At 66.9% G+C, this 17375-nt stretch carries 13 protein-coding genes; 7 read left to right on the forward strand and 6 right to left on the reverse strand.

All coding sequences use genetic code 11. The features are described from left to right. The first annotated feature begins 32 nt into the window (after positions 1 to 32). Complete coding sequence (locus AC3WUT_RS23740) at positions 33 to 1610, forward strand: methyl-accepting chemotaxis protein (RefSeq protein ID WP_492349540.1); 1578 nt, start codon at positions 33 to 35, stop codon at positions 1608 to 1610. A 31-nt stretch (positions 1611 to 1641) separates the two neighbouring features. Here AC3WUT_RS23740 and recQ read toward each other — a convergent pair whose 3' ends face one another. After that, entirely contained in the window at positions 1642 to 3519 is a 1878-nt protein-coding gene (gene recQ, locus AC3WUT_RS23745; protein WP_492349541.1) for a DNA helicase RecQ, read from the reverse strand. 161 nt (positions 3520 to 3680) lie between these two features. Next, positions 3681 to 5123, reverse strand: a complete 1443-nt coding sequence (locus AC3WUT_RS23750) for a GGDEF domain-containing protein (RefSeq protein ID WP_492349542.1) — start codon at positions 5121 to 5123, stop codon at positions 3681 to 3683. Positions 5124 to 5339: 216 nt separating this feature from the next. On the opposite strand from AC3WUT_RS23750, the gene AC3WUT_RS23755 reads away from it, so the two are divergent. Further along, positions 5340 to 6425 (forward strand): homocysteine S-methyltransferase family protein, encoded by a 1086-nt coding sequence (locus tag AC3WUT_RS23755; RefSeq protein ID WP_492349543.1) that lies wholly within the window; start codon positions 5340 to 5342, stop codon positions 6423 to 6425. Positions 6426 to 6436: 11 nt separating this feature from the next. On the opposite strand, the gene AC3WUT_RS23760 is transcribed toward AC3WUT_RS23755, so the two are convergent. Next, positions 6437 to 7366, reverse strand: a complete 930-nt coding sequence (locus tag AC3WUT_RS23760; RefSeq protein WP_492349544.1) for a LysR substrate-binding domain-containing protein — start codon at positions 7364 to 7366, stop codon at positions 6437 to 6439. 152 nt (positions 7367 to 7518) lie between these two features. Between AC3WUT_RS23760 and AC3WUT_RS23765 the strand changes: the two genes are divergently transcribed. Both AC3WUT_RS23765 and AC3WUT_RS23770 read left to right on the forward strand, forming a co-directional pair. Beyond that, positions 7519 to 8535, forward strand: a complete 1017-nt coding sequence (locus AC3WUT_RS23765; protein ID WP_492349545.1) for a Bug family tripartite tricarboxylate transporter substrate binding protein — start codon at positions 7519 to 7521, stop codon at positions 8533 to 8535. Beyond that, entirely contained in the window at positions 8532 to 9407 is an 876-nt protein-coding gene (locus AC3WUT_RS23770; RefSeq protein ID WP_492349546.1) for an N-formylglutamate amidohydrolase, read from the forward strand. The genes AC3WUT_RS23765 and AC3WUT_RS23770 overlap by 4 nt, the downstream gene beginning before the upstream one ends. Positions 9408 to 9549: 142 nt before the next feature. Here the strand turns inward: AC3WUT_RS23770 and AC3WUT_RS23775 are convergent, their stop codons facing one another. After that, positions 9550 to 9705, reverse strand: coding sequence for a hypothetical protein (locus tag AC3WUT_RS23775; RefSeq protein ID WP_492349547.1), 156 nt, complete (start codon positions 9703 to 9705; stop codon positions 9550 to 9552). Positions 9706 to 10101: 396 nt separating this feature from the next. Between AC3WUT_RS23775 and AC3WUT_RS23780 the strand changes: the two genes are divergently transcribed. Then, positions 10102 to 10413 (forward strand): DUF2834 domain-containing protein, encoded by a 312-nt coding sequence (locus AC3WUT_RS23780; RefSeq protein WP_492349548.1) that lies wholly within the window; start codon positions 10102 to 10104, stop codon positions 10411 to 10413. Positions 10414 to 10620: 207 nt separating this feature from the next. Next, positions 10621 to 11343 carry an SDR family oxidoreductase gene (locus tag AC3WUT_RS23785; protein ID WP_492349549.1) on the forward strand — a complete coding sequence of 241 codons (723 nt, stop codon included), beginning with the start codon at positions 10621 to 10623 and terminating at the stop codon, positions 11341 to 11343. A gap of 11 nt (positions 11344 to 11354) precedes the next feature. Here AC3WUT_RS23785 and AC3WUT_RS23790 read toward each other — a convergent pair whose 3' ends face one another. Continuing rightward, positions 11355 to 12317 carry a response regulator gene (locus AC3WUT_RS23790; protein ID WP_492349550.1) on the reverse strand — a complete coding sequence of 321 codons (963 nt, stop codon included), beginning with the start codon at positions 12315 to 12317 and terminating at the stop codon, positions 11355 to 11357. Continuing rightward, positions 12289 to 15729, reverse strand: a complete 3441-nt coding sequence (locus tag AC3WUT_RS23795; protein ID WP_492349551.1) for a hybrid sensor histidine kinase/response regulator — start codon at positions 15727 to 15729, stop codon at positions 12289 to 12291. Before AC3WUT_RS23795 ends, AC3WUT_RS23790 begins: the two co-directional genes overlap by 29 nt. Before the next feature lie 190 nt (positions 15730 to 15919). On the opposite strand from AC3WUT_RS23795, the gene urtA reads away from it, so the two are divergent. After that, positions 15920 to 17188 carry an urea ABC transporter substrate-binding protein gene (gene urtA / locus AC3WUT_RS23800; protein WP_492349552.1) on the forward strand — a complete coding sequence of 423 codons (1269 nt, stop codon included), beginning with the start codon at positions 15920 to 15922 and terminating at the stop codon, positions 17186 to 17188. Positions 17189 to 17375 lie beyond the last annotated feature (187 nt).

Here is a 17375-nt window from a genome sequence, read left to right on the forward strand (position 1 = left end):
CATGTTTCGTTCGTCGGGCTTCCGACTATTTCATGAAGATCAACTTACCGATCACCCCAAACGAAGTCGTCATGTCTGACGGCGCGGTACTGGTGTCCACCACGGATACCCAGGGGCGCATCACCCATTGCAACCGGGCCTTTGTGCAGATCAGCGGCTTTTCCTACGACGAGCTGCTGGGGCAGCCGCACAACCTAGTGCGGCACCCGGACATGCCGCCCGAGGCGTATGCCGACATGTGGTCCACGATCGGCCGGGGGCGTCCCTGGTCGGGCATCGTCAAGAACCGCTGCAAAAACGGTGATTTTTATTGGGTGCAGGCCAATGTCTCGCCGGTGATGGAGGGCGGAAAGCCGGCCGGCTACATGTCGGTGCGGCTCAAGCCCACGCGTGAACAGGTGCGCGAGGCCGAGCAACTGTACCGGGCCATGGCCGAGGAAAAGGCCAGCGGGCGGCGCTCGTTCCGCCTGCATGCCGGCGGTATCCGTGGCGTGGGGTGGCGCGACTGGCCCAAGCGCCGTTACCGACTGACCCTGTCGCAGCGCACCGGCCTGGCTGCCGCAGCGGCCCTGGCCCTGGCTGTGTGGGGTGGCTCGGCCGTGGCCGATGGCCTCGCGGGCCTTGGGTTGCCGCTGCTGTTCTGGCAAGGCCTTGGCGCGGCACTGGGTTGGGGGGGCTTTCAGGCCTGGTTCCTGCACAGCACGGCCAAGCCGCTGGCCGAGGCTGCGGATGTGGCCGGCAATCTGGCGGCCTGCAACCTGGACGGCATGCTTGATTACGACCCGACCAATCCGATTGGCCAGATCAAGCGCCAGTTGTGGCTGGTGAACCTGAACATGCGCGCCATCGTGACCGATGTGCGCGCCGAGGTGGACGAGATGGTGTCCGAGGCGCGCACCATCCGCGACGGCACGCTGGATCTGTCGGCCCGCAGCGAGCAGCAAGCCCAGGCCGTGGCCGAAACGGTGGCCTCGGTCACCGAGATGACCGCCTCGCTGAGCGAGACCTCCTCCACCGTGAGCGAGCTGGCCCAGCTCAGTGCCGATGCCCATCGGCACGCCGATGCCGGCAGCCATGCGACGGGTGAGGTGTCGAGTTCGATGGAACGCATCCGTGGCTCGTCCAAGCGCATCACCGACATCATCGAGTTGATGGAGCAATTGGCCTTTCAGACCAATTTGCTGGCCCTCAATGCGGCGGTCGAGGCGGCCCATGCCGGTGACCAGGGGCGGGGCTTTGCGGTGGTGGCGGCCGAGGTGCGGGCGCTGGCTCGCCGCAGCACCGACGCAGCGACCCAGATCCGCAGTCTGATCGATGCCTCGGTGTCGGATGTGGATACCGGCGGGCTCCGGGTCGAGGAGGCTGCCCGCACCATCCAAGGCGTGGTGGGTTCGGTTCAGCGTGTCAGCGGCATGCTGCAGTCCATTGAGACGGCGGCGCGCGAGCAGTTGCACGGCGTGACGCAGATCGACCAGGCCATGCAGCTGATCGACGACGTGACCCATCGCAATGCCGAGCTGGCCAGTGCCTCGGCGGTGTCGAGCGAGACCCTGGAGCGCCGTGCCGACACGCTTCAGCGGGCTGTGCGCATCTTCCGGGTCAATACCTGATTTGGCCTGACCCTCTCACCTGCCCCCAGCCTCACAACTGGCACACGCGCAGCACTTCGGCGCCGTAGGCTTCGAGCTTGCGCGCTCCGATGCCGCTGATGCCCTGCAGGTCTTCGGGCGTGGCCGGAAAACGCTCGGCAATGGCCGCCAGGGTGGCGTCGTGAAAGATCACGTAGGCCGGTAGATTGTGTTCGCGGGCCACCTCGGTGCGCCAGGCCTTCAGGGCCTCGAAGCGGCGCAGCGCGCCGCCTTCCAGGGCGATCGCTGTCTTGGCCGCGCTGCCACTGCCGGTGCTGTTGCGCGTGCGTCGGCTGCGCGGCGCAGCCGCCGTGCTTTCGCGCAGCCGGATCGGCACCTCGCCACGCAGCACGGCCCGCGCTGAGTCGGTGAGCTGCAAGGTGTTGAAGGCCTGCGCATCCACGGCCAGGGCACCAATGGCGATCAACTGGCGCAGCACACCACGCAGTTGCTGCTCTGAGAATTCAGCCCCGATGCCGAAGGTGCTGATCTGCTCGTGGCCGTACTGCGTCACTTTCTCGGTCTTCTTGCCGCGCAGGATGTCCATGATGTGGCCGGCACCAAAGCTGATGCCGCTGGCCTGTTGCACCCGGTAGATGGTGGACAGCAACTTGCGAGCCGCGTCGGTGCCATCCCACACGGCGGGCGGGGTCAGGCAGTTGTCGCAGTTGCCGCAGGCCTCGCTGTGCTGGCCAAAGTAGCTCAGCAGGCGCACGCGCCGGCAGTCGATGGCCTCGGCCAGGCCGAGCAGGGCATCGAGCTTGCCCACCATCACCTGTTTGAATTCTTCGCTGGCCGGGCTTTCGTCGATCATGCGGCGCTGGTTCACCACGTCCTGCAGACCGTAGGCCATCCAGGCGTTGGCCGCCCCACCATCGCGGCCGGCGCGGCCGGTTTCCTGGTAGTAGCCCTCGATGTTCTTGGGCATGTCGACGTGGGCCACAAATCGCACGTCGGGCTTGTCGATGCCCATGCCGAAGGCGATGGTGGCGCACATGATGATGCCGTCCTCGCGCAGGAAACGGTCCTGGTGGTGCTGGCGCACGCCGGCGTCCAGGCCGGCGTGGTAGGGCAGGGCGTTGAGCCCGTTCTCGCACAGGGTCTGGGCCAGCTCCTCGACGCGTTTGCGCGACTGGCAGTACACCACGCCCGCATCATGGCCCTGGGGGGTGGTGTGCTCGCTTTCGATGAAGCGCAGCAGCTGCTGCGTCACGTCCTTTTTCTCGACGATGGTGTAGCGGATGTTGGGCCGGTCGAAGCTGCTGACGAACTGGCCTGCCTCCTGCAGTTGCAGGCGTTCCACGATGTCGGCGCGGGTGGTGGCGTCGGCCGTGGCGGTCAGGGCCATGCGCGGCACGCCGGCATAGCGTTCGTGCAGCACCGTCAGGGCCCGGTACTCGGGCCGGAAGTCATGGCCCCATTGGCTCACGCAGTGCGCTTCGTCGATGGCAAACAGGCTCAGCATGCCGCGTTCGTGCAGCGAGTCGAGCTGGGAGAGGAAGCGCGGCGTGGTGATGCGTTCGGGCGCCGCATACAGCAGCGTGATCTCGCCGCGCAGCAGCCGGCGCTCCACCTCGCTGGCCTCGTCGTACGACAGGGTCGAATTGAGGAAGGCCGCATCGACCCCTGATTCATGCAAGGCCCCGACCTGATCGTGCATCAAGGCAATCAGCGGCGACACCACCACCGTGATGCCCAGGCCCGCGCGTTGGCGCACGATGGCCGGCACCTGGTAGCACAGCGACTTGCCGCCGCCCGTGGGCATCAACACCAGGGCATCGCCCCCGGCCACCACATGGTCAATGATGGCCTTCTGGGGGCCGCGAAACTGCTCGTAGCCGAACACCTCACGCAACACGGACTGGGCAGAGGACTCGGGAATGTGTGGCAAGGCGGACTCGGGTGGGGTGGGAGGCAAAGCGGTATTCAACAGCGATTCAGCGTCGGGCAGCGCGTGCCTGCGTCCGCCAAAGGCTGACTGGACGAGCCGGCACGACAGCGCGCAGCCGCGTCGCCGATCAGGGCGGACAAGGGCCGTGGCCGGGGATTATCTCAGCCCGCGGGGGAGAGCTGGCTCTCCAGCACCTGGATGCCCTGCGGGTAGGCCAGGCCCACCCGGTTGCGCCCCTGGTGCTTGGCACGGTACAGCGCACTGTCGGCCCGCTCCAGAAAAGCATGGGCCGTGGCATCGCGGCGCGGGTCGAATTCGGCCACGCCAAAGCTCAGTGTGAGCAACTTGCCTTCGGGCGAGGTGGCGTCGGGCAGCCCGCGCTCGTGCAGCGCATGCTGGATGCGCTGCACCAGATCCAGCCCGCCGTTGAGCACGGTGTTGGGCAGCACCAGGGTGAATTCCTCGCCGCCGTAGCGGGCCACCATGTCGGTGGCGCGCTGGATCACCCCACTGAGGACCTGGCCCACCTCGCGCAGGCAATCGTCGCCGATCAGGTGCCCATAGAAGTCGTTGAACGCCTTGAAGTGGTCGATGTCGCACATCACCAGGGCCAGGGGTTCGCTCAGGCGCAGGCTGCGCGCCACCTCGCGCTCCAGGATCACATCCAGTGCGCGCCGGTTCAGCAGGCCGGTCAGGCCATCGCGCCAGGCCAATTGGCGCAGCTGTTCGTTGTCGGCCTGCAGGCGACGGGCGTTGTCGTGCAGTACCTGTTCTTTGTCCTTGATGGCGGTGACGTCGGTCAGGCGGACCACACAGCCGTCCAGCAGTGGGCCGATGAACACCTTGAACCAGCGACTGGCGCCATCCTGGGTGAGTTCCAGCTCGCGTTCGCGCGGGGTGCGCGCCTGCACCACGGCCAGGCAATCGGCGTCCAGGTCCAGCCGGTGCCAGTTTGGAAACACCTCATGGGCCAGCCGCCCCTGAGGCGGCTCTTCGGCATTGCCCGCCAGCGTTGCAAACGGCAGGTTGGCCACCGTCACCAGCCAAGGTGTGCCTTCGTGCCCAGCGCCGCGCACGCGGCGCAAGGCCACCACGCCTTCGCTGGCACAGTTCAGCACGGTCTCCAGCAGCTTGGCGCGGGCCTCCATGGGCTGGTTGAAGACCAGGATCCAGGGCCGGCCGTCGTCGCCTTGCGCCGGCATCACCAGGCGCTCCCAGGTCAGCACCCAGGGGTTGCTGTGAGCGAAATGAACCACGTACAGCGGCAGGCCACGCGCCGCCACCTCGTCGAAATGGCAGCGCTGGAAGTCGGCCAGCTCGGGCGCCTGCTGACTCAGCCGCAGGCCGGTGGGGTCGCTCAGCGAGTCGTGGCGGAACTCATCTCCGCAGAAATGGCCCAGGTAGTCGCCGTCGGGCAGGGGGCGGTACACGGTCATGCGTGCCGCAAAGGCGGACAGGGGGCCGTCCAGGGCCAGATCGGCCAAGGTCGGAAGTTGCCCGGGGGCGGCGCTCAGGCCCAGCCACAGACGATGCAAGGCAACCACGTCGGCATTGTCAACCGCGCTTTCGATGGGGCTCCAGACTTGCTTGTGCCAGATGGCCATGCGATTCCTTGGGTCGAAGGCAGCTGCGGGCCCGAGATGGGCGCAGGCTGGTCTGCAGGGGCGTGGGCAGACTTGAGTTTCAACGCATCAATCCTGCACCGAGTAACCGATCAGTCTAGCAAAATGTGCTGTCTTGTAACAGAGAAATAGATAGCCCATTTGGGGGTAGTTCTCAGGCTCGAAACCGTGCAGCGAGCGAGTTTCTACAATGGCGGCATGAAACCCGTTGTCTACACGCGCGCGCAGGCGCTGCCCGAAATCCTGTCCCGACGCATCGTCATCCTCGATGGCGCCATGGGCACCATGATCCAGCGCTTCAAGCTCACCGAAGAGCAATACCGCGGCGCTGGTTACACCGGTGCAGGGCACCAGGGGGACCGCTTCAGTGCCTTCCACAAGGACGTCAAGGGCAACAACGAGCTGCTCAGCCTGACCCGGCCAGACGTCATCAGCAGCATCCACGAAAGCTACCTGGCCGCCGGGGCCGACCTGATCGAGACCAACACCTTCGGCGCCACCACCATCGCCCAGGCCGATTACGACATGGCGCCACTGGCCCGTGAGATGAATCTGGTGTCGGCCCGCCTGGCCCGCGCTGCCTGCGACAAGTACAGCACGCCCGACAAGCCACGCTTCGTGGCCGGCGCCCTGGGCCCGACGCCCAAAACCGCCAGCATCAGCCCCGATGTGAACGACCCCGGCGCCCGCAACGTCAATTTCGAGGAGTTGCGCGCGGCCTACTACGAACAGACCCAGGCCCTGGTCGAAGGTGGTGCCGACGTGTTGCTGGTCGAGACCATCTTTGACACCCTGAACGCCAAAGCCGCCCTGTTCGCCGTCGACGAGTACTTCGAGGCCAGTGGCCAGCGCCTGCCCATCCTGATCAGTGGCACGGTCACCGACGCCTCGGGCCGCATCCTGTCGGGCCAGACCGTGACCGCTTTCTGGCACAGCGTGCGTCATGCACAGCCCCTGGCCATCGGCCTCAACTGCGCGCTGGGCGCCACGCTGATGCGCCCCTACATCCAGGAGCTCAACCGCGTCGCCCCCGACACCTTCATCAGCTGCTATCCCAACGCCGGCCTGCCCAACCCCATGAGCGACACCGGCTTTGACGAGACCCCTGACGTCACCAGCCGCCTGATCCACGAGTTTGCGGCCGAAGGCCTGGTCAACATCGTGGGCGGCTGCTGCGGCACCACCCCGGACCACATCGGTGCCATTGCCCAGGCGGTGCAGCTCCTGGCCACCCGTGAACTGCCGATCGCCGGCCGTTTTGCGGCTTACCGCGAGGCGGCCTGAGGCCGCACGCTTCAGGCCTCCGGTCGCCGCGCGCCGTGGGCCGCGTTCAGGGCGGCCACGTCGGTCTGGGCCGTCTGCAGCAGCCAGCGCCGAAAGGCGGCCAACGCCGGCTTGCGGCGCTGCCCTGAGGGGGCACACAGAAAGTAGCCCCGCGCCAGGGTGATCGGCAGGTCAAATGGCACGGCCACGGCCCCCGCGGCCAATTCCTTCTGGACCAGACAGCGCTGCACCAGCGCCACCCCCATGTCCGCGATCACGGCCTGGATCAGCATGGCCACCTGGTCGAAGGCCGTGCTCAGCCGTGGCGGGCGGTCCGCCGCCCCGGCGGCCTGTAGCCATTGCGCCCAATTGCCGGGTGCGGTCGTGTGGTAGAGCAGGGGTTCATCGGCCAGATCGCCCGGCGTGAGCCAGGCGCCCGCAGCCTGCCGTTGTCCCAGGCGGGCTGGGTGGCAGATCGGCACCACCTCGCGCCCGATCAGGTAATCGCAATCCCAGTGCGGCCATTGCCCGGGGCCCAGCCCGGTCAGCACGGCGGCATCCGGTGTGGCACCTGAAAAGTCCTCGTCCTTGCGGTACGGCACAAAGTTGATGTGCACCTCGGGGTGTCGCTGTTGAAACGTTTTCAGGCGCGGAATCAACCACACGCTGGCCAGGGTCGGCACCACCGACAGATGCAGGGCCTGGTCGGCGGGGCTTTCACGCAAGCGGGCGCTGGCGGCCTCGATCGCGGCCAACGGTTCGCGGATCGCGTCCAGCAACTGCTGCCCGGCCGCGGTCAGCGAAATCGCATTGGCACGCCGCAGCAGCAGGGGCTTGCCGTAGTGAAACTCCAGCCGCGCCACCGCCCGGCTGATGGCGCTTTGTGTCACACACAGCTCGACCGCAGCCTTGGAGAAGCTGCCCAGCCGCACGGCGGCCGCGAAGGCGTGGAGTTCGGACATCGAAGGTGAATGCAGTCGCATGGTGAGCACGGGGCGAAAGGGATGGGTATGACTGTTGCGCATGACCGCTGACCGGATTGTCGTTGGTGCCGGCGGGCGTCTGTCCGGACACTGGTCACCTCCCATCCAATGCCGAGTTGAGCCCGAATGCCATGAAATCCGTCGCACCTTTCCCCGTCGTACCGAACGTCGCATCCATCACCCGCCGCCTCATCGTGCTCGGCCTCGCCGGCTCGGCCACGCTGGCCCCCGCCCTGGCCCGGGCCGACTACCCCGACAAGCCGATCCGCCTGATCGTGCCCTTTGCCCCCAGCGGCTCCACCGATCTGGCGGCCCGCCTGATCGCCGAGTTCGCGGGCCGGGCCCTGGGGCAGGCGATTGTGGTGGACAACCGCGCCGGTGCCGGTGGCTCGCTCGGCATGGAGCAGGTGGCCAAGGCCCGCCCCGACGGCTACACCCTGGGCATGGCCACCATGAGCACCCATGGCTCCAACGTGGCCGCCTACGGCAGCCGCCTCAAATACGACCCGCTGAAAGACTTTGCGCCGATCAGCAATGTGGCCACGGTGCCCAGCGTGCTGGCCGTGAATGTCCGCACCCCCTACAAGAGCCTGGCGGATCTCATCGCCGCAGCCCGCACGGCGCCCGGCAAGATCACCTTCGCCTCGCCCGGCACCGGCTCGCTGGGGCACGCCAATGTCGAGTACTTCTCCAGCCTGGCCAAGATCGAGTTGCTGCACGTGCCCTACAAAGGCTCGGGCATGGCCCTCAATGACGCGGTGGCGGGCCAGGTCGAGGCCATCACCGACAACCTGCCCTCCGCCTTGCCGCACATCCAGTCGGGGCGCTTGCGGGCGCTGGTCGTGTTGTCCGACAAACGCTCACCGGCCCTGCCCGGCGTGCCCACCTATGGCGAGCTGGGTTTTCCCCAGATGGGCAACGGTGGTTGGTTCGGGGTGGTGGCGCCTGCCGGCACCCCGGCCCCGGTGGTGCAAAAGCTCAACCAGGCCATCCACCAGGCCATGCAGCAGCCCGACTTCATCAAGAAGATGAACGAGGCCGGCGCCACCCTGATCCCCACCACCCCGGCGCAGTTCCAGAGCCAGATCCAGCAGGCCGTGGCGCGCTACCTCGAAGTGGCCAAGGTGGCCAAGGTGGAGGCCGAATGAGCCCGCATACACCCCCCTTGTTCACCGTGCACGAGCCTACCGCGCCGCGCATCCCCTTGGTGTGCGACTCGCCCCACAGCGGCACCAACTACCCGCTTGATTTCAAGACGGTGCTGCCGCGGCTCGAATTGCGCGCCGCCGAGGACACCCATGTCGAAGCCCTCTGGGGCGCGGCGCCCGCCTTGGGCGCCACCTTGCTTGAAGCCCACTTTCCGCGCAGCTACCTGGACCTGAACCGCAGCCTGGACGACATCGACCCGGCCCTGCTCGACGGCCCCTGGCCCACCCCCCTGTCGCCGGGCGAGAAAACCCGCCTGGGCTCGGGTCTGATCTGGCGCAGCGTGAAAGGCCAGCCCCTCTACGACGGTCCGCTGTCGGTGGCCGAGGTGCAGCAACGCATCGACCGCTGCTACCGGCCTTACCACGCCGCCCTGTCGGACGCGGTGGCCCAGACCCAGGCCCGCTTTGGTGCCCTCTGGCACCTGAACCTGCACTCCATGCCCAACAACGCCTACGAGCGCCTGCAGATCAAAAGCCCCCGCCCGCTGGCCGACTTTGTGCTGGGTGACCGCGACGGCAGCACCTGCGAGCCCGGCTTTGTGGCGCTGGTTGAAGCGCATCTGCGCGCCAAGGGCTACACCGTGGCCCGCAACGACCCCTACAAGGGCGTGGCCCTGATCGCCCGCATCGGTCAGCCCGCCCTGAACCGCCACAGCCTGCAGATCGAGATCCGCCGCCCGATCTACATGGACGAGCAGACCCGCGAGCGCAGCGCCGACTTCGGCACCGTGCAGCGCGACATCACCGAGCTGCTGCAGGTCATGGGCGCTTACCTGAAGGCGCATCCGTCGCTGCGGCTTGCTGGCGACTGAGCGCCCTCATGCCTGAAGAGGGGTTTCATTCCTGGGATGGCCAGAACCAGGGCGGGCCGAGGTTTCGGGCGCGGATGAAGGTTGTCGGGAAAATGGCACCAGGCCCGCTCGCCTGCCGCGGGCTCCGGCCACCAGACCGGGGTCATGTCGACTCGGTCTCCATCAGGCTCGAACGCACCGAGCGCTTGCGGCCTCGCGGTACGGCCTTCTTGATCTGATCCAGTTGGGCGGCCGTGAGCGCTCCGTCGTCCGCTTCGTATGGCGGCAGCAGCTTGATGGCCAGTTCGTGCAGCGCCATGTGGATGGCCGTGGCTTCGTCGACCCCCAGATGGTCCGCCAGGCGCTGTCCGTGGCACGGTAGCGAAAGGCAATTTGCTGGGCGGGGGAACGTGTGGGCAAGGCAGTCTCCTGCATGTAGGCATCCAAAAGGTGTCTTGTGCGGGTTGCTCAAGTCACGGCAGCTTGTCCTGCGCGATGGGCCCATCGAGGCGGCCATCTGACCACTCGGCGACTTTTCACCCGAGGCGATTGAGGGTTGCCGCCCGGAATGCTGCTCAGGCCGAGAATGGGGGCGTTCAGGGCCGTCCGTGACGGCCAGGCCTTCCGCCATTCACGTGGCGCGGGGTTGGGCCGGCGCAGGCTGAACGCACCCGTAGCCCTTCCCTCTTTTGAAACGTCGATTGGAGCCCGCGACATGAAGACGCTTTATCTCATCCTGTGCTTGTTGGGGGCTTCCGTGCCTCTGGGGCTCTTCTTGCCTTGGCTGGGGCAGCATGGGCTGAATCTTCCTTTGTTGATTCAACAGGTGTGGGCCTCCCCGGTGGCGGCATTTGCCTGGGCCGATGTAGGGGTGTCGGCTTTGGCCTTACTTGCTTTCATGGCGCATGAAAACAAGCGTCGCCCTGTCAGGCACCGAGGGTGGGTTATCGCAGCCTTGTTCTTCATCGGCCCATCCCTGGCTTTGCCGCTGTATCTGTTGCTTCGCGAGCCCGTGGAATCCCATTGACTGGACGGAGGCAAGGGGCCATGAACTACCTTTCATCTGATCTTGATAACCGATGGGCGCCCTTCGGTCCCGATGGGACGGGGTGAGCCAAGGTCCCTGGCTTCTGGTTGGCAGACTGAGCGGGGCATTTCCCGCCCCCTGTCCCCAGCGGGGTCAAGCAGGGGCGTAATGCCATCGTCCTGCATTCCCGATTGGAGATCATCAGTCATGTTCGATTCATTTTTGCAAGGTCAGCAGGTGCTGGTCTTGGGCGGCACCTCGGGCCTGGGCCTGGCCACGGCGGCAGGGGCCTTGCGGGCTGGCGCGCAGGTGCATGTCGGCGGGCGTGATCCGCAGCGCCTGGCCGAGGCGTTGGCCCAGTTGGGGCCGAAGGCCGGCGGGGCGTGTGTGGATCTGGCGGATGAGGGCTCGGTGCAGGCTTTCTTCACCCCATTTGCCCGGGTCGATCACCTGGTGGTCTGCGCGGCCAACAACCAGCCTGCGCGCTTGATCGATGGCGATCTGGCGGCCTTGCGCACCAGCCTTGACTCGCGCTTCTGGGGCGCGGTGCACGCTCTGCGCGCCGTGGCCCCGTGCCTGGCGCCTCAGGGGTCGGTGTTGCTCACCTCGGGCATGGTCAGCCAGCGTCCGCGCCCGGGCATGGCCATGGTGGCCGCGGCGGCCAGCGCGGTGGAGTCGCTGGCGCGCTCCCTGGTCAGCGAGCTGGCGCCGCGGCGCATCAATGTGATCAACCCGGGCCCCATGCAGACGCCGTTGCTGGAGCGGGCGCTGGGTGGCCAGGCCCAGGCCTTGCAAGGCCTGGCCGATCTGCAGCCGCTCAAGCGCCTGGGCCAGGCGGAAGACTTTGCCCAGACGGCGCTGTTTGCCATGGGCAATCGCCAACTCAACGGGGCGGTGCTGCACCTCGATGGCGGTGCCCGCTGGGCCTGAACCGCAGCGCTTCAGCCCGGCAGCAGCCGGGCCGCCACCGCCGCTGCCGCGGTGCGGGTCTCCACCCCCAGCTTTTCAAAGATGTGCTCCAGGTGTTTGTTCACCGTGCGCGGGCTCATGCCCAGGATGTCGGCGATGTCGCGGTTGGTCTTGCCCTTGGCCAGCCACGACAACACCTCGGTCTCGCGTGGGGTCAGGGCCACGTCGGGTTGTGCGCGCGGGGGCGGGGTGTCGGCCGGGCCCAGGGTGAGCAGCAGCATGGATTCGGCCAGGCCGCTTTCGCCCAGGTGGCGTGCCCTCAGGACCTGGGTTCCGGGCGGGTGTTGGGGCAGGGGCAGGCGGGTCGGTGTGCCCAGGGCGGCGCTGCGCAGCCATTGGCGGGCCGCCTCGCCGGCCAGGCCCTCAGGGGCGAAAGCCTGTTCCAGCCATTGCGTGGCCTGGGGTGAGCGCCAGGCGGCCCGGCCTTGGGCGTCGAGCATCAACACCCCCATGCCGGCCACATCGACGGCCTCGCGGGCCAGACGTGCGGCTTGGGCATTGCGCACATGGGTGGCCAGGCGGGCCAGCACCTCGGGAATGCGCAGCGGCTTGACCACGTAGTCCACGCCGCCACTGGCAAAGCCCTGCAGGATCTGTTCGGTGTCCGACAGGCCAGTCATGAAGATCACCGGCACGTGGGACCAGGGCGGGGTGGCCTTGAGCTGGCGGCACAAGGCAAAGCCGTCCTGCCCGGGCATCACCGCATCCAGCAGCACGCCGTCGGGCACGGTGAGTTCAAAGCGCTGCAGCGCCTCTTCGGCGTCGCGCGCCACCAGCACGGTATAGCCCTCGCCGGCCAGGGCTTCGCACAACATGCGCAAGGTGTCCAGGGCATCGTCCACCACCAGGATCACTCGGGCGGGGGTCGCGGCAGGCAAGCGCTGGGCTGGGCCTTCAGCCTGGCGTTCAGCGGTGGGGTTCAGGGTCATGTTCATCTTCGGGCTCGGGGTCGCGCAGTTCCTGGGTGATGGCGGCAAAGTCAAAACGTTCGGCCCGGGCCTGCAGGCGTGCCAGGCAGGGTTGGTGCGCCGCCGGCAGTTGCTCGCGCGCCTGCTGCAGGGCCTGTTTGAGCGCGCTGGCCTGCCCTTGACGGGCCAGGCGGGCCAGTTGCTCGCGCCAGGGCGCCGGCAGCGGTGTCTGAAGTGCGGGCTCCGGCATCGGGGCCGGGCGCTTCAGGGGGGTGTTGTCGCGGATCCATTCCAGCTGCAGGGCCTGTGCCAGCGCCTCCAACAGTTCGGACTCGATCACCGGCTTGCCGACGAAGCCCTGGCATTGCAGGGCTTGCAGGCGCTCGGGCTGGTGGTCGAACAGGTTGGCCGAGACGAACACGATGGGCAGCTCGGCCGCGCTCCAGCGCTCGCGCAGCCGGGTGGCGGTCTGCCAGCCATCCAGATCGTCCATGGTGATGTCGAGCAGCACCAGGTCTGGCTTCTGGGCCTGAACAATGTCCAGACATTCGCGTCCGCTGGCGGCTTCGCGCAACTCGAAGCCCAGCGGCACCAGCAGGGCGGCCAGCAACTGGCGCTGCAGGGGTTGATCGTCCACCACCAGCAGGGTGCGTCGGGGGGCCAGGTAGCCGATCACGGGGTGCAGCGATTCGCCGTGCTGGCGCCGCCAGTTCGGGTCGGGCGGCACGCCCGGCAGGTAAAGGCGCACGCTGAAGGTGCTGCCCTGGCCCGGCGTGCTGGCCAGCACCAGTTCGCCACCCATGAGCTGGGTCAGCAGGTGGGTGATGGTCAGGCCCAGGCCGGTGCCCGCCTCGCTCACGCGGCGCCCGGCGCTGCCGCGTTCGAAGGGGTGGAAGATGCGTTCCTGGTCCTGCGGCTCGATGCCGATGCCGGTGTCGCTGACCTCGAAGCGCGTCACGTGTTGCCGGAAATCCATGCGCAGGCGCACCTCTCCGTGCTCGGTGAAGCGCACTGCGTTGGACAGCAGGTTGATCAGGATCTGGCGCAGGCGTTTCGCATCCACCCGCACCCAGCCCGGCATCATGCCCACCGTCTCGACCACGAAGCGCAGGCCCCGTGCCTCGGCCTGCGGCCGCATCATGCCTTCGAGCTGGGCCACCAATTCGGCCAGCGGCAAAGGGGCCGGGTCCAGGCGCAGGCGGCCGGCCTCGATGCGGGCCAGTTCAAGCGAGCCGTCGATCAGCGCGTGCATGTGCTCGCCGCTGTGCTGCATGGTCTGCAGGGTTTCGCGGGTGGTGGCGTCCAGCCGTGCGCTCTTGAGCAGGATCTGGGTGTAGCCCAGGATGCTGTTGAGCGGCGAGCGCAGCTCGTGCGTCATGCCGGCCACGTAGCGTGTCTTGGCCAGGCTGGCGGATTCGGCCAGGTCTTTGGCCGACTGCAACGCGGCATCGGTGCGCTGGTGGGCGTCGATTTCCTGCAGCAGCAACTGGGTCTGACGCTCGGATTCGTCCTGCGCCATGCGGCGGCTGTCGGTGCTCAGCACCACCCACCACGCGCACACCGCGGCCAGCAGGGCCAGCAGGGCAAACACCTTGAGAAAGGGCACGCGCAGCGCTTCCGAGGGCATGTTCAGGCTCTCCTGCACATACACCACGGCCAGCACGAAGCTGATCAGTGCGCACAGCGACAGCGTCACCATCAGGTACTGGCCCAGGCGGAAGTTGACCTTCAGCGCCCAGCGCGCCGGCAGCAGTCGGGCGGCCAGCGCACGCAGCTGATCGGAGGCGCGCGAGCCCGTCTTGCAGCGGTCGTGGCAGCGCGATTCGAGCGAGCAGCACAGCGAGCAGATCGGTGCGGCATAGGCCGGGCAGCGGGCCATGTCTTCGGCCTCGAAGGCGTTTTCGCAGACGGCGCAGCGCACGATCTCGCCGCGCTGCCATTGCGTGTCGGGTTGGCGCGCCAGGTAGTAGCGCCCCCCGGTGGCCCAGGCCAGCAGGGGCGACAGCAGCATCGACAAGGCCAGTGCGATCAGCGGCGAGAACGCGGCCGCCAGCTCGCCCAGCCAGCCCGCGTAGGCACAGCCGGCCACGGTGGCTCCCAGCACCATCGCACCCAGGCCCACCGGGTTGAAGTCGTACAGGTGGGCGCGCCGGAACTCGATGCCCGGCGGGCTCAGGCCCAGCGGCTTGTTGATGACCAGATCGGCCACCAAGGCGCCGACCCAGGCAATCGCCACATTGCTGTACAGGGCCAGCACCTTCTCCAGGGCGCCGAACACGCCCAGTGTCATCAGCAGGGTGGCAATGCCCACGTTGAACACCAGCCAGACCACGCGCCCTGGGTGGCTGCGCGTCACCCGGGCAAAGAAGTTGGACCAGGCCAGCGAACCCGCATAGGCGTTGGTGAGGTTGATCTTCATCTGCGAGACCACCACGAACACCACGGTGATCACCACGGCCAGCGTGGGCATGCCCAGGGCCTGGGTGAAGCCGGCCAGAAACATCTGGGTGGGCTCGGCCGCACGTTGCGCCCCCACCTCGAACTGCAGTGCGGCAAAGGCCAGAAAGGCGCCCCCGGCCATCTTGAGCATGCCCATCAGGATCCAGCCTGGCCCGGCCAGCAGCACCGCGCCCCACCACCGGGCGTTGTTGGCCGGCGTGCGCGCGGGCAGAAAGCGCAGAAAGTCGACCTGCTCGCCGATCTGCACCACCAGCGAGAAGATCACGGCTGTGGCCGCACCGAACATCAGCGGATCAAACCCGCTGCTGCCGCTCTTGAGCCCCGACAGGCCGGTGAACTCGCGGTACAGCTCGGGTTGCGACAGGGCGATCCACACAAAGGGCAGCACCAGCAGGAACAGCCACAGCGGCTGCGTCCAGGCCTGCAGTTTCGAGATCAGGGTGATGCCACGCATGGCCAGCGGCAACACCACCACCGAAGACAGCACATAGCACCAGTTCAGCGGCCAATCGACCACCATCTGCATCGCCAGCGCCATGATGGCCGCCTCCAGTGCGAAGAAGATGAAGGTGAACACCGCGTAGATCAGCGAGGTGAGGGTCGAGCCCAGGTAGCCAAAGCCGGCACCCCGCGTCAGCAGGTCCATGTCCAGCCCGTAGCGTGCCGCGTAGTACGCGATGGGCAGGCCCGTCAGAAAGATCACCAGCCCCACCACCAGGATGGCCCACATCGCGTTGCTGAAGCCGTAGTTCAGCGCGATGGCACCGCCAATGGCCTCCAGCGCCAGAAACGACAGCGAACCGAAGGCCGTGTTGGCCACGCGGAACTCGCTCCAGCGCCGAAAGCTCTTGGGCGTGTAGCGCAGCGCGTAGTCCTCCATGGTCTCGTCGGCCACCCAGGAGTTGTAGTCGCGCCGGAAACGAAAGATCGTCTGCGGGGCGGCCTGGGTGGTGCTGTGGCGGGGGGGCGTGCTGGGCATGACGCCGGGCCATGCAAGAAGTGTTCTCGCCCCGTGCTGGTGCGTGGGCCGGCCATGCCCTGGCGATGGGGTTTGCGCAGGCCCCTACGTTAATTGACGTATGGGCCGCTCCCAGGGTTCTCCCTAATCTTTGCACCAGCGCGGCGATTCCCGCCGTCCGGTTTCAAAACCCTGTTGCAAGGAGCGTTTCATGAAGCACGTTTTCGACGTTCAAGACCCCCGGTCCACCAAGGCTGAGATCAGCCGCCGCCGCCTGCTGCAGGCCTTGGCCACGGCCTCTGCTGCCGGCCTGCCCGCCTGGTCTTTTGCCCAGCCCACCGACAAGGTCAACACCACCAAGCTGGCCGTGACCGACGCCGAAGTCACCGTGGGCCAGTTGCACTCGGCCACCGGCACCATGGCCATCTCCGAGACCGGCTCCATCCAGGCCGAGCAACTGGCCATCGACCAAATCAACGCCATGGGTGGCATCCTGGGCCGCAAGATCAAGGTGATCAAGGAAGACGGTGCCTCCGACTGGCCCACCTTCGCTGAAAAATCGAAGAAGCTGCTCATCAACGACCGTTGCGCCGCCGTCTTCGGCTGCTGGACTTCGGCCTCGCGCAAGGCCGTGCTGCCGGTGTTCGAGAAAGAAAACGGCCTGCTGTACTACCCCACCTTCTATGAAGGCCTGGAGCAGTCCAAGAATGTGATCTACACCGGTCAGGAAGCCACGCAACAGATTCTGTACAGCCTGGACTGGGCCCAGAAGGAGAAGAAGGCCAAGACCTTCTTCCTGATCGGTTCGGACTACATCTGGCCGCGCACCTCGATGAAGATCGCCCGCAAGCACATCGAGAACTTCCAGAAGGGCAAGGTCGTGGGCGAAGAGTACTACCCGCTGGGCAGCACCAACTTCGGCTCGCTGATGAACAAGATCAAGGTGCAAAAGCCCGACTGCATCTTTGCCGCCGTGGTGGGGGGCTCGAACGTGGCCTTCTACAAGGCGCTCAAGGCCGCCGGCATCACCGGCGACAAGCAACTGCTGGTGACCCTGGCCGTGACCGAGGACGAAATGACCGGTGTGGGCGGCGAGAACTTCGCCGGCTTCTACTCGTCGATGAAGTACTTCCAGAGCCTGGACAACGAGAACAACAAGAAGTTCGTGGCCGCCTTCAAGGCCAAGTACGGCGCCAGCGCGGTGATCGGCGACGTGACCCAGGCCGGCTACCTGGGCCCGTGGCTGTGGAAGGCCGCGGTCGAGAAGGCCGGCAGCTTCGATGTGGACAAGGTGGTGGCCGCCTCAGAGACCGGCATTGAACTCAAGACCGCACCCGAGGGCTACGTGAAGCTCGACAAGAACCACCACCTGTGGAGCAAGTCGCGCATCGCCATGGGCCTGCCCGATGCCACCTTCAAGGTGGTGTCGGAGTCGCCGGACCTGATCAAGCCCGATCCGTTCCCCAAAGGGTACCAGTGACCCCCCCGTTGCTTGCTCACTGCGTGTAGCCGGCATACCCCCCAGGGGGCGATGCGTGCCGACCGGCAAAGCCGGTCCGCCGCATCCCCCAACGGGCTTCGCTTCGCTTGCCGGGGCTCCGTTTTTGGCGACACAAGCACTGCGCCCTGAGCGTGCTTTCGACTTTGCAGACCCACCCCTTCGGGAG

The organism is Curvibacter sp. EU05-FHT14A10 (genome assembly GCF_058791075.1).